At 62.3% G+C, this 23,609-nt stretch carries 15 protein-coding genes and 1 tRNA gene; 1 reads left to right on the top strand and 15 read right to left on the bottom strand.

Annotated elements, in window-relative coordinates:
• Nucleotides 1-219: 219 nt before the first annotated feature.
• The 10 genes from MWL89_RS04740 to MWL89_RS04695 form a co-directional block, all read right to left on the bottom strand.
• Nucleotides 220-1,509 (bottom strand): U32 family peptidase, encoded by a 1,290-nt coding sequence (locus MWL89_RS04740; RefSeq protein WP_244411954.1) that lies wholly within the window; start codon nucleotides 1,507-1,509, stop codon nucleotides 220-222.
• A gap of 23 nt (nucleotides 1,510-1,532) precedes the next feature.
• Complete coding sequence (gene cysS, locus MWL89_RS04735; protein ID WP_244411953.1) at nucleotides 1,533-3,026, bottom strand: cysteine--tRNA ligase; 1,494 nt, start codon at nucleotides 3,024-3,026, stop codon at nucleotides 1,533-1,535.
• Nucleotides 3,023-3,745, bottom strand: coding sequence for a serine O-acetyltransferase (gene cysE, locus MWL89_RS04730; protein ID WP_102378769.1), 723 nt, complete (start codon nucleotides 3,743-3,745; stop codon nucleotides 3,023-3,025). The genes cysS and cysE overlap by 4 nt, the downstream gene beginning before the upstream one ends.
• An 83-nt stretch (nucleotides 3,746-3,828) precedes the next feature.
• Nucleotides 3,829-4,347 (bottom strand): 2-C-methyl-D-erythritol 2,4-cyclodiphosphate synthase, encoded by a 519-nt coding sequence (gene ispF / locus MWL89_RS04725; protein WP_102379587.1) that lies wholly within the window; start codon nucleotides 4,345-4,347, stop codon nucleotides 3,829-3,831.
• Between the two features lie 116 nt (nucleotides 4,348-4,463).
• The gene (gene ispD / locus MWL89_RS04720; protein ID WP_244411952.1) at nucleotides 4,464-5,306 is read right to left on the bottom strand and encodes a 2-C-methyl-D-erythritol 4-phosphate cytidylyltransferase; all 843 of its coding nucleotides are present in this window, start codon (nucleotides 5,304-5,306) and stop codon (nucleotides 4,464-4,466) included.
• Between the two features lie 92 nt (nucleotides 5,307-5,398).
• On the bottom strand, nucleotides 5,399-7,963 hold the full coding sequence (locus tag MWL89_RS04715; protein WP_102378771.1) for an ATP-dependent Clp protease ATP-binding subunit: 2,565 nt from the start codon (nucleotides 7,961-7,963) through the stop codon (nucleotides 5,399-5,401).
• A 141-nt stretch (nucleotides 7,964-8,104) separates the two neighbouring features.
• Nucleotides 8,105-9,619 (bottom strand): lysine--tRNA ligase, encoded by a 1,515-nt coding sequence (gene lysS / locus MWL89_RS04710; RefSeq protein WP_303202869.1) that lies wholly within the window; start codon nucleotides 9,617-9,619, stop codon nucleotides 8,105-8,107.
• A gap of 121 nt (nucleotides 9,620-9,740) precedes the next feature.
• Nucleotides 9,741-10,211: a transcription elongation factor GreA gene (greA, locus tag MWL89_RS04705; protein WP_102378773.1), complete on the bottom strand. Its 471-nt coding sequence runs from the start codon at nucleotides 10,209-10,211 to the stop codon at nucleotides 9,741-9,743.
• 174 nt (nucleotides 10,212-10,385) lie between these two features.
• The gene (gene tatA, locus MWL89_RS04700; protein WP_102378774.1) at nucleotides 10,386-10,664 is read right to left on the bottom strand and encodes a twin-arginine translocase TatA/TatE family subunit; all 279 of its coding nucleotides are present in this window, start codon (nucleotides 10,662-10,664) and stop codon (nucleotides 10,386-10,388) included.
• Nucleotides 10,665-10,784: 120 nt separating this feature from the next.
• A tRNA-Pro gene (locus MWL89_RS04695) sits at nucleotides 10,785-10,861 on the bottom strand.
• A 604-nt stretch (nucleotides 10,862-11,465) separates the two neighbouring features.
• On the opposite strand from MWL89_RS04695, the gene MWL89_RS04690 reads away from it, so the two are divergent.
• Nucleotides 11,466-15,623 carry a hypothetical protein gene (locus MWL89_RS04690; protein WP_244411951.1) on the top strand — a complete coding sequence of 1,386 codons (4,158 nt, stop codon included), beginning with the start codon at nucleotides 11,466-11,468 and terminating at the stop codon, nucleotides 15,621-15,623.
• Between the two features lie 132 nt (nucleotides 15,624-15,755).
• On the opposite strand, the gene MWL89_RS04685 is transcribed toward MWL89_RS04690, so the two are convergent.
• The 5 genes from MWL89_RS04685 to MWL89_RS04665 form a co-directional block, all read right to left on the bottom strand.
• The gene (locus tag MWL89_RS04685) at nucleotides 15,756-16,196 is read right to left on the bottom strand and encodes a PaaI family thioesterase (RefSeq protein WP_102378777.1); all 441 of its coding nucleotides are present in this window, start codon (nucleotides 16,194-16,196) and stop codon (nucleotides 15,756-15,758) included.
• Between the two features lie 16 nt (nucleotides 16,197-16,212).
• Nucleotides 16,213-17,301, bottom strand: coding sequence for a coiled-coil domain-containing protein (locus tag MWL89_RS04680; RefSeq protein ID WP_244411950.1), 1,089 nt, complete (start codon nucleotides 17,299-17,301; stop codon nucleotides 16,213-16,215).
• A 275-nt stretch (nucleotides 17,302-17,576) separates the two neighbouring features.
• Entirely contained in the window at nucleotides 17,577-18,677 is a 1,101-nt protein-coding gene (locus MWL89_RS04675; RefSeq protein ID WP_244411949.1) for a coiled-coil domain-containing protein, read from the bottom strand.
• Between the two features lie 112 nt (nucleotides 18,678-18,789).
• Complete coding sequence (locus tag MWL89_RS04670; RefSeq protein ID WP_244411948.1) at nucleotides 18,790-21,897, bottom strand: bifunctional diguanylate cyclase/phosphodiesterase; 3,108 nt, start codon at nucleotides 21,895-21,897, stop codon at nucleotides 18,790-18,792.
• A gap of 30 nt (nucleotides 21,898-21,927) precedes the next feature.
• Complete coding sequence (locus MWL89_RS04665) at nucleotides 21,928-23,391, bottom strand: extracellular solute-binding protein (RefSeq protein WP_244411947.1); 1,464 nt, start codon at nucleotides 23,389-23,391, stop codon at nucleotides 21,928-21,930.
• Between the last annotated feature and the right edge of the window lie 218 nt (nucleotides 23,392-23,609).

Here is a 23,609-nt window from a genome sequence, read left to right as displayed (position 1 = left end):
CATGTTTAGGAAGAGTCTACCAATCGGAAGGGATCCGTCGGTCTCGATGGCGTAGCGGGTGGGTATCGGATCGGTTCGCAGGCAACCGATCTGTAACGGGTGCGCCGGGAAGCGATGGCTCGCGATCGCCGCAAGCGCCCATACTGCGGTAGCTCGCAAACGACGCGGTCGTCCCGAGGGTGCGGCAGCGTACCGAAGCGCGCACGCGATCCTCGTCAGCTACTTTCTCACGCGCAGTATATCCTTCGACTGCAGGGGAAACGGGCTCGCTATCACGTAGCGATCGGTTGCGCGGTCGGCTACGGAAACGGGCTCCGCGATCTCGGCCGCCGCTTCCGGCGAGGCGTCCGAACGAAACGATTCAAAGCCCGTTTGCGCAACGGACGCGAAAGCGGCCACGACATGCCGCACATCGGCGGCGACGAGCGTGCGCACGGGGCGCGCGGGCGAAAGCACTTCGAGCTCATCTCCCTCGAAGAAACGGTTCCGCAGGTCGATGCGCACATCGAACAAGCCGTCCTCTCGCTCGGTGCACGATTCGACGGTGCCCGCCAACGCGTGGGTCTGCGCGTACTCCGGACCGTACGGCGCCTGCTCGGCGGGTCCGTAGAAAAAACCCGTCGAATACGGGCGATGGCTCACCGCTTCGAGGTCGCGATCGAACGTAGCCGGATCGGCGCCGTCGAGCACTTGGCGATACGCGTTCACCACCGTAGCCACGTAATACGCCTTCTTCACCCGCCCCTCGATCTTGACCGAATCGACACCCGCTTCCGCAAGGTCGTCGAGATGATGGAGCATATTGAGGTCTTTCGAGCTCAGGATGAAGCTTCCGCCTTCGTCCTCCTCGATGGGGAAGCGCTCGTCGGGCCGCGTTTCCTCCACAAGCGAATACGCCCATCGGCATGGCTGGGTGCAGTGCCCTTTGTTAGCCGACCGGCTGTTGAGGTGATCGCTGATGAGGCAACGCCCCGATACGGCCATGCACATGGCGCCGTGCACGAACGCCTCGATCTCGAGCTCGTCCGGAACGGCTGAGCGCATGGCTGCGATATCGTCGACGCTCATCTCGCGGGCGCAGACGATGCGCTTCGCTCCGAGTTCGTGCCACAGAGTTGCCGCCTCCGCATTCATGCACGACGCCTGCGTGCTGATATGGATGGCAACCCCGGGCGCGTATCGCTGCGCAAGGCGCACAGCGCCGAGATCGCTCACGATGAACGCATCGACGCCCGACTCCGCAAGCGCCTCGAGGTAGGCGGGCAGCGCTGCGATGTCGTCGGCCGTCATCGCCGCATTGAGCGTCACGTACACCTTTACGCCCGCCGCATGCGCAAGCGCGACCGCGTCCGGCACGGCAGCCAATGCGAAGTTCGCAGCGCGCTGGCGCAGGCCGAACCGATCACAGGCGAGATACACCGCATCGGCCCCGAAGTGGATGGCGTATTCGAGCTGGTCGATGCCCCCCGCAGGGGCAAGCAGCTCGGGCTTTTTCCGAGAAGACGGCACGAGCGCCCGCTTACCGCACAGGTCTAGCCGAGCGAGACGCGCGCACCCTGCGGCGTATCCTCGATCGTGAACCCGAGCGAGCCGAGCCCGTCGCGCACCTTGTCGGCAAGCGCCCAGTTCTTTTCCTTGCGCGCATCGGCGCGGCATGCAAGCAGCGCATCGACCGCTTCGACGGGGCTCGCGCCGTCGTACGCGGCGAGTTCGCGAGCGAGATCAACGACCTCGACGGGATAATCCTTGCCCGCTTCATCTTCAACAAGCTCGATGCCGAACACGCCCATGAGCTCGACGATGGCGTCGTGCGCCTGGCGCAGCGCCGCCACATCGGTGAGCGAAACCGTCTTATCGCCGAGGTGCGCGTTGAGCTCGCCGACGAACGAGAATATCTCCCCGAGCGCGCCCGCCGTGTTGAAGTCGTCGTCCATAGCGAGGACGAACGCTGTGCGCAGCTCCCTTGTCTGGGTCATAATCGTACGGGTGTCGAGCGGCGAGGGCATGTCCTCGGCGTTCTCGACAACCCACTCGAGGTTCTTCACCGTGTTCATGATGCGGGACAGCGCCGCCTCGGCTTCGCCAATGCGCTCGTCGGAGAAATCGAGCGGACTGCGGTAGTGCGTTTGCAGCATCAGCATACGCAGCACAGCGGGTTTCGTGGTTTTGAGCACCTCGCGCAAAAGAAGGAAGTTTCCGAGCGACTTGCTCATCTTCTCGGAATTGATCTGCAGCATGCCCGAATGCAGCCAGTAGTTGGCGAAACGGCACCCGCAAGCGGCCTCGCTCTGAGCTCGCTCGTTCTCGTGGTGCGGGAACACGAGATCGGCGCCGCCGCCGTGGATGTCGAACGGAAGCCCGAGGTACTTGCGCGACATGGCCGAGCACTCGATGTGCCAGCCAGGACGGCCGTCTCCCCAGGGCGACGGCCACGAGGGCTCGCCGGGCTTGGCGGCTTTCCACAGCGCGAAGTCGAGCGGGTCGCGCTTGTGGTCCTCGAGACCAGCGGCGCATGCGCGCAGTTCGCGATGGCCCGATTCCATCTCGTCGACGTTGCGGTGCGACAGCTCGCCGTAGGCCGGGTACGAACGGACCGAGAAGTACACGTCGCCGTCGACGTCGTAGGCGTGACCGGTTTCGATGAGCTCGGACACGAGTCCTATCATCGCGTCGATCTCCTCGGTGGCTTTGGGCCTGATATCGGGATCGAGCACGCCCGCCGCTCGCATGTCTTCGATGAACGCCTCGGTGTACTGGGCCGCCACCTCAGATGCAGGCCTGCCCTCTTCGTTCGCCTTCGCGATGATCTTGTCGTCGACGTCGGTGATGTTCTGCACGAACGTCACGTCGAAACCGCGCCATATGAAGTAGCGGCGAATGATGTCGAACGCGATGAAGGTGCGGGCGTTGCCGATATGGATGTAGTTGTAGACGGTCGGGCCGCATACGTACATGCCGACTTTCCCGCGCTCGACCGATTCGAAACCCACCTTGCTCTTGGTTTGGGTGTTGTATACCTTGATCATGCTTTCTCTCCCAACCTTCGTTCCAACTCGTCGATGCGCGCGGCCAGTCGATCGAGCGCATGTTCATCCTGATCTTCGCGCAGTTCGCGCTCTAGCTCGTCAATGCGCTCGGATAGCCGCTCGCACTCCTCCGTCACCGGATCGGGCAAGCACTCGCGATGCTTCGCCGCATCCTTCTTTTCGGTTTCAACGCGCTTGCCGTCGCGCATGACGATCTTGCCCGGAATGCCGACGACCGTGCAGTTCGGCGGCACGTCGCGCACGACGACCGCTCCCCCGCCCACTTTCGAGTTATCCCCGATGGTGATGTTGCCGAGCACCGACGCCCCCACGCCCACGAGCACGTTGTTGCCGAGCGTGGGATGGCGCTTGCCGGTTTCGTTGCCGGTACCGCCGAGCGTCACGCCCTGGTACAGCGTCACGTCGTCGCCGATCACCGTGGTCTCGCCTATGATGACGCCCATGGCGTGGTCGATGAAGAACCTCCTCCCGATCACGGCGGCGGGATGGATCTCGACACCGGTCATGAAACGCGTGAACTGCGACGAGATGCGCGCAAGGCTTTTTGCGCCATGCGTCCACAGCCAGTGCTCCACCACGTGGGACCAGCGAGCGTGAAGGCCAGGATAAGTCAGCCAGATTACAAACGAGTTCTGAGCGGCAGGATCGCGCTCCTTCACCGCCAAGATATCTTCGCCTATGGTTTTGAATATGTTCATAGATCATCCGTCTTCCAGTCGAATGTGCATTGTAGCATTGCATGCGAAGCGCACATGCTCACGTGCGCAGATTGGTCGCAGTGCTAGCAACATCGACAGACGAGACAAACGGCGCGCGCCGAGATGCCCTCCTCGCGGCCTTCGAACCCAAGATGCTCGGTCGTCGTAGCTTTCACGCCCACCGATTCGACGGGAACGCCCATCGCGCGGCTGAGGTTTTCGCGCATCGCATCGCGATACGGCGAAAGCTTGGGAGCCTGCGCAGCGACCACGCTATCGACGTCGAGTATCTCATAGCCCCGCTCGCGCACAAATGCGGCCACGGCAGCGAGCAGCTTGAGGGAATCGGCGTCTTTGTACGCCGGATCGGTATCGGGGAAGAGCTTGCCGATATCGCCTCCGCGCACGGCCCCCAAAAGCGCGTCGGCGATGGCGTGGGCGAGCACGTCGGCATCGGAATGCCCGAGCAAACCCCGCTCGTGGGGAATATCGACGCCGCCCAAGATGAGCCTGCGGTTCTCGGCGAACGCATGCACATCGAAGCCGAGGCCGGTTTTCAGGCCGGCGAGTACGGCGGGAACCGTCGTGGCGGCTGCGGGAATACCCGCAGCCGGAGCCGCCGCTGCGTCGCCGGGCGCATCGGCGGGCAATGCCGCCCGGCCCGATACATCGGCAGCAAAACCCTGCGGCTTGCCCGCATCGTGTCGGTCGCCGTCGATCACTGCTCGGCATCCTTCATGTACAGGGCGCGAACGGCCGCGGCGAGCATGAGGTAGTCTTCGGGAACCGTGAGCTTGATGTTGTCGCGCTTGCCCTCGACGACGAGCACGCGCCCGCCGAGACGTTCGATGAGCGACGAATCGTCGGTGCCCATGAACCCGTCGGAAAGCGCCGATGCGTGCGCGCGGCGGTAGATGCCGGCACGGAATACCTGGGGCGTCTGCGCGTTCCAGAACACGCGGCGATCGGGGGTCCCCACGATAACGCCGTTCTCGACGACCTTCAGGGTGTCCACCGCGGGATGGGCCACCACGGCACCGTCGCAATCGATGTTGCCCTTGAGCACGTTGATGGCGTGCAGGATCAGATCGGGCGAGATGAGCGGGCGGGCGCCGTCGTGCAGCACCACGTATTCGAAATCATCGGGCACGCATTCGAGGCCCGAAAAAGCCGATTCCTGACGGCTCGGGCCCGACGGCGCAACCACGACGGGCGTGACGAAGGGGAACGGATCGACCGCGCGTTTGAGGTACTCGTCTTTGCGATCGTCGGGGCAGACGATGACGATGAGGCCTATATCTCCCACCGCATCGAACGCCTCGGCCGACCAGGTGAGGATGGGCTTGCCCGCTATCTCGACGAGCTGTTTGCCCCCCTCTTTCCCAAAGCGCTCCCCCGTGCCGCCGGCAAGGATGATGGCTGCCGTTTTCGGGTTCTCGTCGACCTTGCCCTCAAGACCCCCCATGCTCTGCGAAAGCGCGTCGAAATCAAGGTCGTCGAGCAGAAGCTCGGGCCTTTTCAGCACCTGAGGTGAGAACACGGGGTCGATGGTCTTCGCCATGTGGTTTCATACCCTTCTTCATCGGCGATGCGAGGAAGCCGTCGCGTTGCTGCGACGGCTTCCGCATGTTCGTTGCCTTGCCAAAACCTGCGTTAGTCTGCGGCGCCGCCCGACATCGAGCCGCCGCTCGAGACGCCCGCGTTGCCCAGATCGAAGTTCGTCAGGAGCAATTCGGTGTCCTTGGCTATGCTATCACGTTTGCGCGGTGCAGGTATAGAGCCGCTTCCCGCCGCAAACGTCAGTTCTCCGTCTTTGAAGTCGACGTCGATGACCGAACCGCTCGTCCACCGGCCCTCGAGTATCTGCTCGGAGATCGGATCTTCGAGCAGGCGCTGAATCGCACGGCGCAACGGGCGCGCGCCGAACGTCGCATCGGTGCCTTCTTTGGCTACGTGCTTGCTTGCGGCCTCGGTCAGGTTGATGGTCATGTTCTGCGAAATCAAGCGCTCGCGAAGCTCGGCGACCATGAGGTTCACGATCTCGGCGATCTCGGCTTCGGTCAGCGATTTGAACACGATGATCTCATCGATGCGGTTCAAGAACTCGGGCCTGAAGAGCTTCTTCATCTCGCTCATCACGCGACTCTTGATCTCCTTGTCGGACAGCCCCGTGTTCGCATCGCTCTGGAAACCGAGCGGCGTGGACTGCGCGATTTCGCGCGCACCGACGTTGGAGGTCATGATGATGATCGTATTGCGGAAATCGACCGTACGGCCCTGGGCGTCGGTCAGGCGCCCCTCTTCGAGGATCTGCAACAGGATGTTGAATACATCCGGATGCGCCTTCTCGATCTCGTCGAACAGCACGACCGAATACGGGCGCTGGCGCACCGCTTTGGTAAGCTGGCCGCCTTCGTCGAACCCGACGTAGCCCGGAGGCGACCCCACGAGCCTCGAAACCGAATGCTTCTCCATGTACTCGCTCATATCGAACGACAAAAGCGCGTCCTCGGAGTTGAACAGGAACTCGGCGAGCGCCTTTGAAAGCTCGGTCTTGCCCACGCCCGAAGGCCCGAGGAAGATGAACGAGCCGGCAGGGCGCTTCGGATCCTTCAGGCCCGAACGGCTACGGCGGATCGCCTTGGAGAGGGCGGTAACGGCCTCTTCCTGGCCGATGATGCGCTCGTGCAGCACGCTTTCCATGCGCAGGAGCTTCTCGGTCTCGGCTTCGGTGAGGTTCGATACCGGCACGCCCGTGGTCATGGAGATGACGTCGGCGATATCCTCGACCGTCACCTGGTTGATCGACTTCTGGGCGTCCTCTTCCCACTTCTTCTCCGCTTCGACGCGCTTGCTGCGCAGCTGCGACTCCTCGTCGCGCAGGCTTGCCGCGCGCTCGAAATCCTGCGAGGCGATGGCCTCGTCCTTCTCGGCGCGCAGGCGGCGGAGCTCGTCGTCGAGCTCGCGCAGCTCCTTCGGAAGCGTCATGTTGCGGATGCGCATGCGGGCGCCCGCCTCGTCGAGCACGTCGATGGCCTTATCGGGAAGGAAGCGGTCCTGGATGTAGCGGTCGGACAGCGCCACGGCCGCCTGCAGCGCCTCGTCGGTGAAGTGCACCTGATGATGCGCCTCGTAACGGTCGCGCAGGCCCTCCATGATGCGCAGCGCCTGCTCCTCGTTGGGTTCGCCGACGGTGATCGGCTGGAAGCGGCGTTCGAGCGCAGAATCCTTTTCGAGATGCTTGCGGTACTCGTCGATCGTCGTTGCGCCGATAACCTGGATTTCGCCGCGCGACAGCGGCGGCTTGAGGATGGCAGCCGCGTCGATGGACCCCTCGGCCGAACCCGCACCGATGAGCGTGTGGATCTCGTCGATGAACAGGATGACGTCGCCCTCGTCCTGGACTTCTTTGATGCACTTCTTCAGGCGCTCTTCGAACTCGCCGCGGTACTTGCTGCCTGCGACGAGCGCGGAGATGTCGAGCGTGACCAAACGCTTGTTGCGCAGGATGTCGGGAACCTGGTTGGAAACGATGAGCTGCGCCAGGCCCTCTGCCACGGCAGTCTTGCCCACGCCCGGTTCGCCGATCAGGAGCGGGTTGTTCTTCTGGCGGCGCGAAAGCACCTGCATGACGCGCTCGATTTCGCCCGCGCGTCCTATGACCGGATCGAGCTTGCCCTCGGTCGCCTTCTTGGTGAGATCGGTGCCGAACTCCTTGAGCATGCTGTCGGACGAGGTCGCCTGCGCCTCGAATGCGCCGCGGCCCGCATAGACCGGGCTCTGGCCCACGAGGTCGTTCAGCGCCGAGCGCACGTTGTCGCCCGTGACGCCCAGACGGCCGAGCACTTCGAGCGCGGTGCCGTCGCCCTCGCGCACGATGCCGAGCAGCAGGTGCTCGGTGGAGATGTAGCTCTGGCCCATCTGCATGGCCTCGCGCAGCGAATTCTCGAGTACGCGCTTAACGCGGGGCGTGAAGCTCAGATGACCCGATACGTCGGTGTCCTCGTCGATCGCAACGACCTGGCGGATGGCTTGGACGACGGCGTTGTACTCGACGCCCAAACGATCGAGCGCCTGGGCGGCAAGGCCGTCCTCCTCCTGTATCAAACCGAGCAGCAAGTGCTCGGTGCCCACGTAGGGCTGGTGCAAGGCACGGGCCTCATCCTGAGCCAGGACGAGGACCTTGCGGGCCTTGTCGGTGAATTTCTCAAAGCTCATACATGCCTCTATTCTCGCTAACTTTAGCTTTCCGCATAATATTAGCACTCAAGTCAAGTGAGTGCTAAAACGACACCTGGCCGTAACGCTCTCTCACAACTTCACCAAAAACCCGCCGTGCGCGTCCCGAAAACGGCCGCGCTACTTCGCCTCGTCGCGCATGTGCGGGAACAGCAGCACGTCGCGGATCGATGCCGAGTCGGTCAGCAGCATGACCAAACGGTCGATGCCGATGCCGACTCCGCCCGCGGGCGGCATGCCGTATTCCAGCGCACGCACGTAGTCGTCGTCGTAGCCCATCGCCTCGTCGTCGCCGGTCTCCTTGGCGGCAACCTGCGCCTGAAACCGTTCCGCCTGATCGACGGGGTCGTTCAGCTCGTTGAAAGCGTTTGCGTACTCGTGACCGCAGATGAAGAGCTCGAAGCGTTCGGTGAGGTTCTCGTTGTCGGGCTTCTTCTTGGCGAGCGGCGACACCTCGAGAGGATGGTCGATCACGAATGTGGGCTGGATGAGCTTGTCCTCGGCCGTCGCCTCGAATATCTCGGCGATGAGCTTGCCCTTGCCCCATGCCTCCTCGGCCTTCACACCGTACTTCTCGGCGATGCGCACAAGCTCGTCGCGCGACATGCCGAAGTCGACCTTCTCGCCCGACTCCTCTTCGATGAGCTGGATCATCGACTTGCGCGGCCACTCGCCCGACAGATCGATTTCATTGCCCTGGAACGTGATCTGCAACGTGCCGCATGCGGCCATGGCGGCCGCCTGGATGTAGCCCTGCGTGAGTTCCATCATGCCTTCGAGGTCGGAATACGCCTGATAGGCTTCCATAGTCGTGAATTCGGGGTTGTGGAAAGGATCCATCCCCTCGTTGCGGAACTGGCGTCCGATCTCGAACACCTTCTCGAAGCCGCCCACGAGCAGGCGCTTCAGATGCAGCTCGGTGGCGATGCGCAGGTAGAAGTCCTTGTCGAGCGCATTGTGGTGCGTGATGAAGGGCTTCGCGTTCGCCCCGCCGAGGATCGGGTGGAGGATCGGCGTCTCGACCTCGTAGAAGCCCTGCGACTCCATGTAGGAGCGGATGGCCGAAATGATTTTGAAGCGCGCTTCGAACGTCGAGCGCACCTCGGGGTTCATGACCAAATCGACATAGCGCTGGCGGTACCGGGTCTCCTTGTCGGCCAGCCCGTGGAACTTCTCGGGCAGGGGCCGAAGCGACTTCGACAGAAGCTCGAACGACTCGACGGCAACCGAAAGCTGCCCGCGCCTCGTGCGGATCATCGTTCCGCATGCGCCGATCCAATCGCCCACGTCGAGATCCTTGAGTTCGGCGTACGCTTCTTCGCCGAGCGTGTTGATGCGGCAGAACAGCTGGATGTCGGCCGTTGCGTCGCGCAGTTCGAGAAACATGATCTTTCCCTGATCGCGCTTAGCCATGATGCGGCCCGCGATCTGCACCTCGTCTTCGGTGGACTCGCCGTCGGGCAGCTCGGCGTACTTCGCATCGAGCTCGTCGATGTGGTGGCTGTAGGCAAACGCGTGGCCGTAGGGGTTCTTGCCAGCCGCGATCAGCGCCTCCCGCTTCGCGCGGCGAACCTCGATCGGGTCGTCCTCGATCTGGTCGATTCCTTCTTGGGCAGTACTCGTCGTCTCGCTCATGTGCTTCCTTCTCGTATCGTTCGAAAACGCAAACGGGCCCTCGATTCCCAGGGCCCGAAAGGTTCGGCTCCGCTCCTGCGAATCCGAAGTATGACGGCCCTCTTCTGTCGGGGCCGCGTTCTTAGTGGTCTATCTTGACGATCGTCATCACGATCTTCTTGCCGGTGGGGCCCTGCGTTTCCACCACATCGCCCTTCTTGTGGCCCAGAAGCGCCGAGCCGACGGGCGATTCGTTGGAAATCTTGCCCGCAGCGGCATCGCTCTCAGCGCCGCCCACGATCGTGAACACGCGCTCGCGGCCGTCCATGTCGACCGTCACACTCGAGCCGATGTTGACCTTGCTCGAACGCTTCGGAACGGTAACGACCGTAGCCTCGCTCAGGATGCGGCTGATCTCGGCGATGCGAGCCTCCATCATACCCTGTTCGTTTTTGGCGTCGTCGTATTCGGAATTCTCGGAGATATCGCCGAACTCGCGGGCAACCTTGATGCGCTCGCCGATCTCGGCGCGCTTCTCCGTCTCGAGGAAATGAAGCTCGGCCTCGAGCTTCTCTTTTCCTTCCTGCGTGAGGATAAAATCCTTGTCTGCCATACCATCACCTGTCTGTTACAAAAAACATGCACGCATGTCCTGCGTGCGCTTACGTGTATCGGCCCGCTCGGAAACCGAGTCCTCGCTTAAGCGGCGAACCTAGGGCTCGGTATATGACAACGCGGCACGTGCACATAGAGCGCACATGCCGCGCAACATACTCAATGTGTGGTGCTACTCGGCCTTCTTCTTTGCAGCCGGCTTCTTCGTCGTCGTAGTGGTCTTCTTCACCGTCTTCTTGACAGGCTGCTCTTCTTCAACCTCTTCGACTTCTTCTTCCTCTTCTTCGACCTCTTCGACGTCCTTATCGCCGCCGCCGATGCCTTCGCGGAGGTTTTTCACGGTCTTGCCGAGTGCACTGCCCAGCTTGGGGAGATTCTTGGGCCCGAAGATAAGCAGGATCACAACAAGGATGATCAACAGCTCGGGAACGCCCATTCCGAGAATTTTCATACAGTCCTCCACTCGTTGATGCGGGACGCACGACCCGCGCAATCTAACCACGTCAGATTACCACAATACACATAGATAAGGGATGCATCTTAATAAAAAAGAATACATCCCGAGTCTACATGGTCGGGATGACAGGATTTGAACCTGCGGCCTCTGCGTCCCGAACGCAGCGCTCTACCAAACTGAGCCACATCCCGATGCTGTTGTTGCAGCGGCAGTTATATTATCACAACCATTGAAAAAGAAAAGCCCAGATACCTAAAACTTATTGCGCTGCACGGCCCCGACCACAAGCGGCGCACCGCCGTCGCCGTATTGGAAGCGTTCGCGAAACGATTCCTCCCTTGACGGCTTTAGCCGAGAAAATCGCGTTCAACCAGCAACTTTCTTGAATACCGTAGACTAAACCCCCCGTTTACCTTATTATTATATGACCGAGTTGATTATATATTAAGGAAAAGCGATGAGACGAAATCTCCTGACAGCATGCCTGGCGACCGTCCTCGGCGCCTCTCTGTGCACCGCCCCCGCCTTCGGCACCCCTGCAAACGGCAGCGAAATCTCCACCCCCCCCCGAACCCCACGTCGCTAGAGGAGCCATCGCCTCAAACCGAATCGAACCCCGAAGAACCGATCGAACCCGAGCCCGATGAGCCGACGGCGTTCGACGGACCAGGGTCCGAGCTCCGAGACAACCCGTCCGCCGCAGACGATGACGGGCGCAGCGGCCTTGCTTTCCCCAATGCGGCAGGCGAGCCCCAGGATACGTCGAGTGCGACATCGGAGGATTCGGCGGATACCGTGCTCCTTATCGGGGACGGCCAGCCATACGCAGGCTTCGCCGAGGCGATCGAGGCCATTCCCTCGGCAGATGCGGGCGACGTCGTCTTCAAGGTGACAAGCGATCTGTACCAAGACTACCGCGAGTACCTTTCGCGCGCCATTGCCTTCGAACTGCCGGCCGACCGCGGCATAACGTCCTTCACGATCACATCCGATGCGACGGACACGGTTACCGTCGGCAACGCGGGCAACGGCTTCTACAGCATCCACCTCTACACCTGCGGTATCGCAACCACCATCGAAGCGCCCCTGAAGATGAACGCCTACATCTACGGGGGCGCGAACGGCACGCCCCTCTCGGCCGATACGCGCATTGCCGTTTGCGAAGGCGCTCACGTTTCGCGCATCTACGGCGGCAGCCTGAACGCCGATCTCGCCGGCAGCTCGACGATCGTCGTGGGGGGCACGGCGGATGCCGCATTCGGTGGATGTCGCGCATACGCGTCGGCCGACGGCCTACCGAGCGCCTCCGCCGTCATGAGCGGCTCTTCGAGCATCTCCGTCACCGAGACGGGAAGCGTCAAAGCGGTATACGGGGGCGGCGAGGCATGCTTTCCCGACAGCGGAGACGCGCCGCTTACGGCAACAGCCGACCTGAACGGCTCAACGTCAATTGCGATCGACGGTACTAACGATGAGGCGTACGGGGGAGGCAGCGCAGGCGCAGCCTCCATCGCGCTCGACAGGCTTTCCAACACGACAGCTGCGGCCAACGTTACCGGCGACTCCGCCATCGTCTTCGGGGCAAAGGCGCAGGCCTTCTCCTCTTCATCCTCGTTCAACAAGTTGAAGGTTTGGGGAGGAGGCCTCGCGACAGGGACGAAGCTCGACTCGAATCGCGCCACCGCCGATGTACTCGGCTGCGCGCGCATCACGGCGCTCGAGGACGACACGGCGGCCCTGGGCCAACCGAATGCGAAAGCATTCTCTCGCTTCTACGGCGGGGGTTGCGCACTTTACCGCAACGCACAGGCCAGCGTAGGATCAACCGAGATAAAAACGGCTCGCTGCGGGTGGGAATCGGCAGCAGGCATCATCGGGGGCGGCTATGCCGGCAACGGGGGCACTGCTGACGTTCTCGGCACGGCACGCGTCGAGGTGTTCGGCTTCGAAGGGCAGCGGTCGGGATACGAAAACGCAAACCTCATCGCAGGCGGCGGTCTTGCTGAGAGCAATGCGGACGACTGCGCCACATCTGCCAAAGCGGGCTCGACCGAAGTGGTCGTTCATGCGAGCGCGAACCTCGTGTCGGGCAGTTCGACGGGCATGAACATCGTCGGCGGCGGCATCGCAAAAGGCAATAAGTGCTCGGCCGATGTAATCGACGGCGCCCGCATCACCGTCGATTCCGACACCCTCGTCTCGCAGGGCATCGTAGGCGGGGGCATCGTCTGGGGCAGCGAATACGACGGTCGCCCGCAAGGAGCTCGCAACGCATCCGCCGATGTAGGTGCAACATCGATCAGCCTCGGAAGCGGCGCTACGGTAGGCGGCCTCTTTGTGGGCGGCGGGTACGCCTACAAAGAGGCACTCAACAGTACGGCGAACGTGCGGGACAATGTCGAGGCCACCATCGAAGACGGCTGCACGCTCAACGGCAACTTCACGGTTGGCGGCGGCATGGCGAATGCGGCGAACGACTGCGAAGCCGTTGTCGAAGGAAGCGTTGCGACCACTTTCGGTAGCAACGTTTCCACGAAATCGTTCGTGGGCGGCGGGTTGGCTTACAACAAAGCGAACAACTGCACGACGAGCGTTCGCGGATCGGTCGATACGGCGTTCGACGCGAATTACACTATGACGGCAGGCCAGTTCATCGGCGGCGGATACATCTTCTACAACGCTACCGACTGCACCTCTGCCGTGCAATCGGTTCGCACGGCCATGGGCGACAACGCAAACCTCACCGGGAAATGGATCGCCGCGGCGGGACGCATCGCCTCGAACTCGACGGGGGACGCCCGCACGGGAACCGACACCATCGGCAGAGCCGTCGCATTCGAGGCCGGAAGCGATTTCAGCGCGTACGTCTTCTCAGCGGGCGGATACATCGACGGCGCCATGTCGGGAGCAAGCACCGTGGAGGTTGGAGGCAACGTAGCAACATCGTTCGCCGGAGGCGACATCAAGTTCTATTACGGCGGTGCGTACCTGAGCGGCTCGAACGGCAACGGCGCCATCGACGGCAACGTGGAAAGCAGGTTCAACGGCTTTTCCTTCCCGTCGCAAGACGGCACCATGCCAAAAGCCGGATCGGACATCACGGGCGATGCGAAGATGGTTTTCGAAAATACGACGCTTGCCTCAGGCTACTCCGCATCATCCGCTTCGAATATCGGAGGCGACCAGATAGTCAACTTCCTCGGCACTTCCACGCTCAGCGACTTCGTCTACGCAGAGCACGACAGCGGCGTGCTGATCATCGAAATAGGCGACGACGAGGGCACGCCGACTACGGCCACGATGAGCGGCATCTACTCCCCCAACCATATCGGCGAAACGAACGTTCTCATCCACACGGACGCCACGCTTGTTCCGAACACAACTTCAGCCAACGACAGCGGCGCTCCGTACCACCTCATGGGCGTTTATGACATCGAGCTGGAAGAGGGCGGAAACCTGCTCACCTACAACGAGAACCCGACAACCATCTACGGCAGCTTGAGGGGGGCATCGTCGGCCGACGGGGAGCACGCGACGATCACCATGCCCGCTAGCGCCGCCCTCTCAAGCGACGAGCACGGCGCAGGCACCCTCGAGGGAAATCTGACGATACGGCCCACGGGCACCGTAGCAGACGGCATGGTGCTGCTCGATTTCGACGGGTCGAGCGACGGCACCGCTTCGCTCGACAGCGAAGCAGGCAAGACACGATACCTCGCCCCCGACAGAGAGACGCAGCCGGGACGCACGCGCTGGACCATCGCAACGGGCACCGCCGTCACGGTGAAGCAAGCCGATCACGGTAGAATCGATCCGGGGGAAGCATCCCTCGGCAAAGGGGAGCCCGTCACCTATACATTCACGCCCGAATACGGTTTCCGGGTTGAAAGCGTGCTGATCGACGGCGAGCCGATCGCCGATTCCGGCGTGACGGACGGCCGCACGGTCACCTATACGTTCACGCCGTCGGGCAGTACCTGCGAGGTATCCGCCGTATTCGCAGCTCTCGAGAAAGAAGACCTGCACGACGAGATCGCAAAGCTTCCCGACTCGTCCGGCAACCCCGTCACCGGAAAAGACGATAGGAACGCCATACTCGACGCCAAGCTCGATTACGAAGCGTACATCGAGGCCAACCCCGATACGCCCCTCGATCCCAACGTACTCGACAAGCTGCACGAAGCCCTGCTCCGGCTACCGGAAATCGAAGTGGAGATCGTCGTTGAGGCAGCAGTCGATGGAACCGTCGAAATACCTGAAGACTGCCTGCACCGCTTCGCGTACCAGCTCGACCGAGACGAAATCCAAGCGCTTCGCGACGGCAGCGTCGAACTCCTCAAGATACAGGCCGTCGTCGACGAAAACACGTCAGAGCCCCAAGCGGGCGAAGACGCCGCCCTATCCGCTGCGCTGGGCAGCGGCTGGGCCCTCGGCAAGCACTTCGATGTGAGCGTCACGAAGCTGGTGTACGGGAAGAAGAGCGACGCCGAGCCCCTGTCCAGCGAACCGCTGCACAACCTCGAAAAGGGCATCACCATGACGTTTTCCATCCCCCCTGAACTCGCTGCCCCCGAGGGGGTTGCGCGAACCTACGCCGTCGTGCGCGTCCACCAGGAAGACGACGGCGGCTGGGAGGCAACCGTGCTCGCGGACGAGAACGGGGCCGACCCCTCTTCGGTCACCATCACAAGCGACCGCTTCTCCCGCTATGCTATCGTCTATCGGGAAGATGCGGTTTCGAGCGATCCGATATGGCCCGGTAAGCCGATGTCACCCGGAAACCAGGGTGACCCGGCCACCGAACCCGCCTTCGAACCGAACGGGTCGCGCGGCAGCACGGGAAGCATCGCCGCCGTCGGCGACCGCACGCCCGCTTTCGGCATCACGGTCGTATGCGCCGGTGCGATCGCCTTGCTCGGTATCGCCCACCGCATACGAAAGCGCATTTCCTAGCGCTCGAAAACGACGTTGAGGGCAGAGGACCCCGCTTGCGTGCGCACGTTCGGCGCCAAGCGGGGTTCGTCGTTTCAGGAGACGGGCCAGTCCTCCGGGGCAAATACACGCACACGCTTGCGCAAATGCCGCCTACGCCCGCCCTGAGGCCTTGGCAGCCGCGCGCTCGCGATCCTTTTCGGCGAGGCGTTCGAGCGAGACGATCTTGGTCACCACAACGCCTTCCGAGAGGATATCGCCCTCGTCGTCATAGGCGGCCACCTTCCAGAACTGCTTCGACCCCTCGACGCGATCGAGTTCGGCAACTCCTGTCGCCGTACCGCTTTTTCCGCTTTTCCGATGGCGCACGTGCACGTCGATGCCGAAAGGCCGTTCGCGATCGAGGTCGGCGAGCTTCCCCGCCGCAGCGCTCGCGGCTGTTTCGAGCAGGGCGATGGTCGCTCCCCCGTGCAGGAACCCGTAGGGCTGGAGAACACGCGGGTCGATGGGCATAGTGGCAACCGCCCGGGCAGAAGAAAGCTCGGCATACTCGATGCCGAGCGTTGTGATGAACCCTGGATCCGCCGCTTCCATGGCGCTTCGAGCCAGCCTAGTAGCGAACGTAGATCATTCCGGGCTGAACGCCGCCGATCACGACGCCCTGACCGGGCGATGCCGCATGGATCATCTGGCCGCCGCCGATGTAGATGCCGCAATGCGCCTCGTTCACCGCGATATCGCCCGGCTGCGGCTCGTACACCTCCGGCCAGCCGAGGAAGGTGTAGGTGGAGCCGAGGCGCGAATAGCTGCCGGTCAGGCAGTAGCTCACGAAGCCGGAGCAGTCGAACTGCCCGGGTGCGCACGCGCCCGAAACGTACTGGCCGTTGCCCACGTAGCTGTAGGCGCGGTCGACGACCGCGTTGCCGGTCACCGCGTTGTAAGGGGGCTCGACGCCCGGATTGCCGGGGTTCGACGAGCCGCCGCTGCCGCCTCCCTGCGTCTGGTTCTGCGCGTTCTGCTCGATGGCCTCCTGTGCAGCCGCGGCACGCGCGACCTCCTGCGCGGCCTGCTCTTCGGCGAGCAGCGCAGCCGCTTCGGCGCTGAGGGAATCGTAGGTTTCCTGCATGGCCGTTGCCGCAACCTCGGCCTCTTCCTTGTGCGCGCGGGCCTCTTCGGCCTTCTCGGTCGCGAGGGCTTCCTGGCGGGCGTATTCGGCCTTCTCGTCCTCGACCTGGGAGCGCAGATCCTTGGTTTGCTGCACCATATCCGCATCGTTTTGGTTCATCCTGTTCAGGAGCTCCCAGTTGGTGGTGAACTCCTCGAACGTCGCCGATCCGAGCAGCAGATCGATGAACGTCAGGCCGCCGTTGCGGTACATGCTGTTCGCGCGGTCGCCGAGCCTGCCCTGCAGATCGGCTATTTCGGCGTTGAGTTCGTCGATGCGCGTCTGCGCATCTTCCATGCCCGCCTGGGCTGCGTCAACGTCGGCGAGAGCCTCCACGTAATCGTTGGATGCTTGGTTGAGGTTATCCTGCAGCGAATTGAGCGTAACGAGCGCTGTCTGCGCTTCGGCTTGCTTATCGGCCGCCGTCGGCTCGGCGAATGCGAGCGCGGGCATTCCGAGCGACACCGCAAGCGCTGCAGCGATTGCAAGCCTGAACGGACCCTTGAGACGACGATGCTCCCCTTGATTCCCCATACGACCTCCCGATCGGAAACTCTCGTTGAGAGATATGCTTTCGGTAGTGTACCAAAGCAGCGGCGATTCCATCCGACCGTCGCGTGAATGCCTACAGTAAGCCCACAGCAGCTTCATGCCGACGGGGCACGTCCGCACGCCCGTAGGCAACCGTCCCGCTCGGCTCGGGCATCCTGCGCACCGAGGCCGAGGCTCCAAAGAGAAAGCCCGCGTATGCGGGCTTTCGGTGTGCCGTATCGCCTGCCCCGTTCGCCGGGACGCGGGGGCGACGTGCTCTAGTAGCGGACGTAGATCATGCCGGGCTGCACGGAGCCGATGACGACGCCCTGGCCGGTGCCGGCCGCATGGATCATCTGGCCGCCGCCGATGTAGATGCCGGTATGGCCGGAGTTCACCGCCACATCGCCCGGCTGGGGATCGGATACTTGCGGCCAGCCGAGGAAGGTGTAGGTGGTGCCGAGGCGCGAATAGCTGCCGGTCAGGCAGTAGCTCACGAAGCCGGAGCAGTCGAACTGCCCGGGTGCGCACGCGCCCCACACGTACTCCGCGTTGCCCACGTAGCTGTAGGCCCGGTCGACGACCGCGTTGCCGGTCACCGCGTTGTAGGGGGGCTCGACGCCGCCGCCGGTGCTTCCGCCGGTACCGCCGCCGGTGTTCCCGCCGTTGTTGTTCTGGTTCGACTCGGCTGCGGCCTGTTCGATCGCGGCCTGCGCCGCAGCCGCGTCGGCGGCTTCCTGCGCAGCACGTTCCTGCTCGAGCAGTTCGGCCGCTTCGGCGCTCAGGGAATCGTAGGTCTCCTGCATGGTTGCAACGGTTGTTTCGGCCTCTTCTTTAATGCGCTTCGCCTCGTCGGTCTTCTCGGAGGCGATGGCCTCCTGGCGGGCGTATTCGGCCTTCTCGTCCTCGACCTGGGAGCGCAGATCCTTGGTTTGCTGCACCATATCCGCATCGTTTTGGTTCATCCTGTTCAGGAGCTCCCAGTTGGTGGTGAACTCCTCGAACGTCGCCGATCCGAGCAGCAGATCGATGAACGAAAGGTTGCCGCTGCGGTACATGCTGTTCGCGCGGTCGCCGAGCTTGCCTTGCAGCTCGGTTATCTGCTCGTTGGCCTCGTCGATGCGGGCCTGAGCGTCTTCCATGCTCGCCTGAGCTGCTTCGAGTTCGTCGAGCGCCGTGAAATAATCGTCCGATGCCTTGTTGAGGGTATCCTGCATCGCGTTCAGCGAAGCGAGCGCCGTCTCGGCCTCCGCCTGCTTATCGGCCGCCGTAGGTTCTGCGAACGCCATAGCGGGCGCTCCAAGCGATATCGCCAGAGCCGCCGCAAGAACCGTGAGAAACGCGCCCTTGACGCGACTTTGCGCTTTTTGCTCTCTCATACAACCTCCTGATTGAGCGTCTTTTCGTAGACACACTAGGCGGTAGCTTATCAAAGCACCGCCGAATCGGACCAAATTTGAACCCAATGCCTACAGTAAGTCCACAGAGGTTTCACGATCTCTCGTTAAGCCTTCTGATGACGTCTCCCATGCCGGCGTCCACATCGGAGGGTTCCGCCGAGGGCTTCCCGACCGCGAACCCCTGGATGTAATCGACTCCGAGCTCGATAACCGCAGCGAGCTCGGATTCAGTTTCCACGCCCTCGGCGATAACGGAAACGCTGCGGTCGTGAGCGTATCCGAGCAGAGACCTCAAGATGTCCTGGCGGTTCACGTCCGAATCGATGCCGCGAACGATCGACATGTCGATCTTGACGTAAGACGCCTCGAGCTCGAGCAGCGTCGCATCGCCGTTGTAGCCCGCACCGAAATCGTCGATAGCCAAACTCGCGCCCCAGCGCCGCGCCAGCGATTCTTTGTAGCCGAACAGCTCGCGTCCGAAATCGCCTTCGGTGATCTCGATCACCAAACGCTCGAGCAGCGGCCCGAACCGGCACTCGATATCCTGTTCGTCTTCGAGCGAAAGGCTCTGCGTGCCGATGCTGTTCACGAACAGCTTGGCGCCGGTTCCCGGATCGCGCTCGACGAATATCGAAAGCGCGCGGAAGAAGGTCATCTGCTCCACGCGGTAGAGCTTCGACTGCATACGCGCAAGATCGATGACGATGGCGGGCGATTCGAACGATTTCAGCAGGGGGCGCATGAGCGCCTCATACGCGAAAACAGCGCCGGTGCGCGCATCGACGATCGGCTGGAAGTAGTAGTCGACAAGCATCTCGTCGAGGAGCTTGTTCAGATCTTCGCGCTTGTCGAGCAGCGACGACTGGATGTCGTAGTGCTTTTTCTCGAAGAAGCACAGCTCGCCCTTGCGGTAGTGCTTTGCCGTGTACATGGCAAAATCGGCGAAATCGCGCAGTTCGTCGTACTCGACGGCATCGCGCGGGTACAGCGCCACGCCGATGGAGCCGCGCACCTTGAGCATGCGCCCATCGGGCGCCTCGATCACGGTTTCGCCCAAACGCCTCTTCAGCTCCCCGAACCGCGCGGTCGCCTCGGCCTCGTTTGAGCAGCTGCGGATGAACACGAGGAACTCGTCGCCCGAGACGCGGGAGCAGAAATCCCCGTCGCGCACGATCGACAGCAGCGCAGCGCCTGCAGCCTGGATGTACTGATCGCCCCAATCGTGCCCGAACGAATCGTTCATGAATTTCAGATTGTCGAGGTCGAGCATGCCCATCGCGGCGAACCGCAAGTTTCCTTCAGCAAAGATGCGCACGAGCTCCTGCTCGAACGCACGACGGTTCAAAAGCCCGGTCAGAATGTCATGATCGCGTTCGTGCTCGATGCGCCGCCTCGTACGGATCTCGTAAGTGACATCCTCCACGATGCCGACTGCGGTTCCCTCGTCCGCGTTTTCGGTCACCACGAACCGTAAAAAACGATCGCGATGCGGCAGGGCGATGATCTTCGCTCCCTGGGCATCGTCTTCCGAATACGGAGCATACGCCCGCATGAGCCGCTCGAAGCTCTCCGCGGGAAGGGTGCCGCGCGTAAGATCGCTTTGCCTGATGTCCTTGGGCGCATCGGGGAAATCGAATGCCCCGAGCGTTTCGAAGAACCGATCGGTGTAGGTGATCTCGAGCGTCTTGAGGTTGCATTCGAACGCGCCGACCGCATGGTCGGACAGCGCCATGATGCGCGACAACCGCTGCCCGGCCGCCGCAAGACCCGTCCCGAAGAAGCTGATGGAGTCGGCAAGTTCGTCGATCTCGCGCACGCCGGTTGCCCTGAACACGAACTTGTCGGCCTCGTCGGTCGAGCGGCCTTCCCCGACGCCGCGTACTTCATCCATAAGGCGGCGCAGACGCGACGAAGAGAACCACGCCGTCAGCACCGCGAGCAGGACGCCGGCCCCGAACGATGCTCCGAGAATGGCGAAAAGGTTCGATTCGAGCGACTCGGATGCGCGGAACAGCGTTCCTTCGGGCACGATCCCCATGAGGTACCACTGCTGCGAAGAAAACGGGGAATTCGAGTCGTAGAGCTTGATCATGCTCGCATCGGCAACAGCGGCCTCCCTGCCAACCGATTCGTCGGCAGACGCAACCAGATAGCCCCGATCGTCGGCGGAAACCGTCAACGATCCTCCCCCGACGTAGATGTTCTGCACGGCGCCGGTGGACGATACGACGTCGAGATCGAACGACTCCCCCGGCACCGCTTGCACATCGGACGAAACGAAACCCGACGACGCGTCGCCGACAACCAGAAGATAGGACCCTTGTCCCGCATCGTCGAGATCGCGGTACGGGAAGTACGTGGCAAGGCGGTTGACGCTCACTTCGACGCCGAATACGCCGAACACCCGCCCGCTGGCATCCTTGACGGGAATGCTGTAGGTGATCGAACGGTTGCCCGTGTCGCCGATATCGACGGGAAGCCCCCAGTAGCCCAAATCGTCGGCTGCCGCGTTGGGATATGCGCGAGCAGCCGCAAGCGGCTCGGTGAAGAAGGCCGAGCCGTCTTCACCCGACGGCATGGTAAGCGTTGCCTCCCACGAGCTTGCAAGCGCTATGTCGGTGCGCTTCGCCAGGCTGATCGGGCATGCGGCGAGCAGCAGATCGGAGTCGTTTTCGAGATTGACGTCGGGATTGGAATCGAGGACGTACAGTGCGCTGCGACTCGCCGCCTCGCCCTGGGAGCCGTCCTCGGCACTATCCGCCAAGACGAAGTACGCACCATCGATCTCCGAGCGCCTGACGAACGAGATCACGTCATCGGCCGCCCGGTCGATGATCTCAAGTGCCAGGGGGGAGGCGGCGCCGATATCGGATGCATCCGCCCCATGCTCCGAGAGCACCGCCGAAACGGTGTCGGCGAGTTTTTGCGCCGTCTCGCCCGTCTCGGACCAGCGCATCACCATATCGTTCTCGAGGTACCCCGCACGGCTGCTCACCCGTTCGGCAAACAGGTTGTAGGTGTCCTCCTCGAGCATGGTCAGGCTGTCGCTGCGCAGGATAACGAAGTAACAGACGATCGCCTGCACCACAAGCGCCACAACCAGCGGGGCAACAACGAGCGCACGAAACGAAATGCCTCGTTTCGAGAGGGGTTTCGGCGCCTTCGCCACGTCGCTTTGCTGTCGTTTCGGTTTACCCATGCGATCCTTCGGGGGCGATGAGCATGATCGCTATGCGCTCACCGTTGCCATAAGGTCTGCCGTAAACGATTCGAGCCATGCCTCGAAGTTCTCGTCGGTGTTCAGGCGCGCCACGGCCTCCTCGCGGCCCTCTCCCGCCGCGACCGCCTCGACGACAACGGCGCGATCGGCAGCCGCTTTGTCGGAAAGCGAGTTCTCGAGCACGACGCGGGCCTCGACGCCGCCTTCGAAGGGAGCGTTGGCGTACACGCCGTCAGAGACGGTTTGCAGCGTCGCTTCAAGGTTGATGAGATAGTTTTCGTGCGTTTCCTCCATCTCGTTTGCAGCAGCCGCGATATTCTCGTAAGTGCAGGCCTCTTTGGTTACGGGAATATAGCCCGCCTCGATGGAGAAGCTCGTGTTCTGCTCCTTCTCGGTCAGCCACTTGAGGAATTCGACGCAAGCGAGCTCGGTGCGCTCGTCGCTCTTCGTCACCACGAAGCCCGCTCCTTGCTGCGGAGCGCAGGCAACGCCTTCGGCGAAACGCGGTGCCTCGAGCGCACCGAATTCGATCGGATAGCTCGTCTGATCGTCGACGGTCACCTCGGAGGGAAAGTACACCACCGAAGAGGACGACCCGAGATAGCTCACCAAATCGCCGGTTTTTATGGCATCGGAACGATAGCGGCCTTCAGCCGAAAAGTACCCGTTGACGAAGGGTACGTAGTAGTTGTCCCACAGGGAGCGCATCGTGTCTTTGTCGATATCGGGCGTGCACACGCCGTCCTTCACCGCAAACAGCTCATGACCGAGCTGCTTGGAGCCGGTCAGCAGGTAGTTCGCGATCGAGTCGCGACCGAAGAACGGCTTGCCGTCGTCGGCTTCGGGCGTTTGGGCGTCGGTCCATTCGTAATAGCGCTGCGCGAGCGCCGTGATTCCCTCGATCGTCTCGAACTCGTCGAGCGTCGAGCCGGTCTCCTGCGCGAAGACCTCCCAATCGGTCATGTTGATCTGAATGGTTTCGGTCGCCTTGCTGATGGGCAGCACCTTCAGCCCCCCGTCGCCCGCGAAATCGCCCTCGGCGAGGAAGCTGTCGATGAACGCGTTCTTCTCCTCGGCGGTAAAGTACGGATCGAGATCGGCCACCTTGCCCATGCCGTCGATGACGAACGCCGTATCGGAGTACGAAAGGAAGATGGAGGGCATCGGAGCCGAACCGACGAGCTCCTCGGCGGAGGCCGTCACCGCAGCCGCCAGATCGTTCACGCCGCCCTGGCTCGCATGGGTAACCGAAACGCCGATTTCCTTGCCTTTGGTGGCGTTGAAGTCGGCGATGAGATCCTCGAACGCCTGTTGCTGATGGCCCGCGTAGTAGGTCCACACTTCGACCTGTACCGGATTGGCGGGGTCGAGCTTCTGCTCCGTTGCCGCTTGTTCCTGCGGCGACGAGCACCCCGCAAGTACGAGCAGCGCCGACAACGCAGCCGCAACAAACGTACGCGTACCGATTCGCATAAGGTGATCCCCCTGTCCTCGAAGCGAAAAGCACCTAGGGCGCTCCTCGCCGCTTTATACATGACTGCAACAGTAATATATTCGCATCATTGTAGACTATACCAGAGAAATCCGATCGGAAATCGGCCAAACCATCGGTGGAATCGGCGGTAACGCACGAGCGAGGCTCCGCCTCGTGCGGAAACCTCGTTCGCATGCCAGCGCGTATGCCGGGTAAA

Origin of the sequence: Raoultibacter timonensis, from assembly GCF_022845715.1 — a bacterium.
In the GTDB taxonomy this organism is placed as follows: Bacteria; Actinomycetota; Coriobacteriia; order Coriobacteriales; family Eggerthellaceae; genus Raoultibacter; species Raoultibacter timonensis.
Note: the sequence above shows the minus strand (reverse complement) of the source record. Positions and strands in the feature narration are given on the sequence as shown.

Bases quoted from the DNA above. Each gene is read 5' to 3' on its own strand.
- MWL89_RS04680 (WP_244411950.1), bottom strand. From the start codon at position 17,301: ATGGGGAATCAAGGGGAGCATCGTCGTCTCAAGGGTCCGTTCAGGCTT.
- tatA (WP_102378774.1), bottom strand. From the start codon at position 10,664: ATGAAAATTCTCGGAATGGGCGTTCCCGAGCTGTTGATCATCCTTGTT.
- MWL89_RS04675 (WP_244411949.1), bottom strand. From the start codon at position 18,677: ATGAGAGAGCAAAAAGCGCAAAGTCGCGTCAAGGGCGCGTTTCTCACG.
- MWL89_RS04665 (WP_244411947.1), bottom strand. From the start codon at position 23,391: ATGCGAATCGGTACGCGTACGTTTGTTGCGGCTGCGTTGTCGGCGCTG.
- cysS (WP_244411953.1), bottom strand. From the start codon at position 3,026: ATGATCAAGGTATACAACACCCAAACCAAGAGCAAGGTGGGTTTCGAA.
- MWL89_RS04670 (WP_244411948.1), bottom strand. From the start codon at position 21,897: ATGGGTAAACCGAAACGACAGCAAAGCGACGTGGCGAAGGCGCCGAAA.
- cysE (WP_102378769.1), bottom strand. From the start codon at position 3,745: ATGAACATATTCAAAACCATAGGCGAAGATATCTTGGCGGTGAAGGAG.
- ispD (WP_244411952.1), bottom strand. From the start codon at position 5,306: ATGGCGAAGACCATCGACCCCGTGTTCTCACCTCAGGTGCTGAAAAGG.
- MWL89_RS04685 (WP_102378777.1), bottom strand. From the start codon at position 16,196: ATGGAAGCGGCGGATCCAGGGTTCATCACAACGCTCGGCATCGAGTAT.
- lysS (WP_303202869.1), bottom strand. From the start codon at position 9,619: ATGAGCGAGACGACGAGTACTGCCCAAGAAGGAATCGACCAGATCGAG.
- greA (WP_102378773.1), bottom strand. From the start codon at position 10,211: ATGGCAGACAAGGATTTTATCCTCACGCAGGAAGGAAAAGAGAAGCTC.
- MWL89_RS04715 (WP_102378771.1), bottom strand. From the start codon at position 7,963: ATGAGCTTTGAGAAATTCACCGACAAGGCCCGCAAGGTCCTCGTCCTG.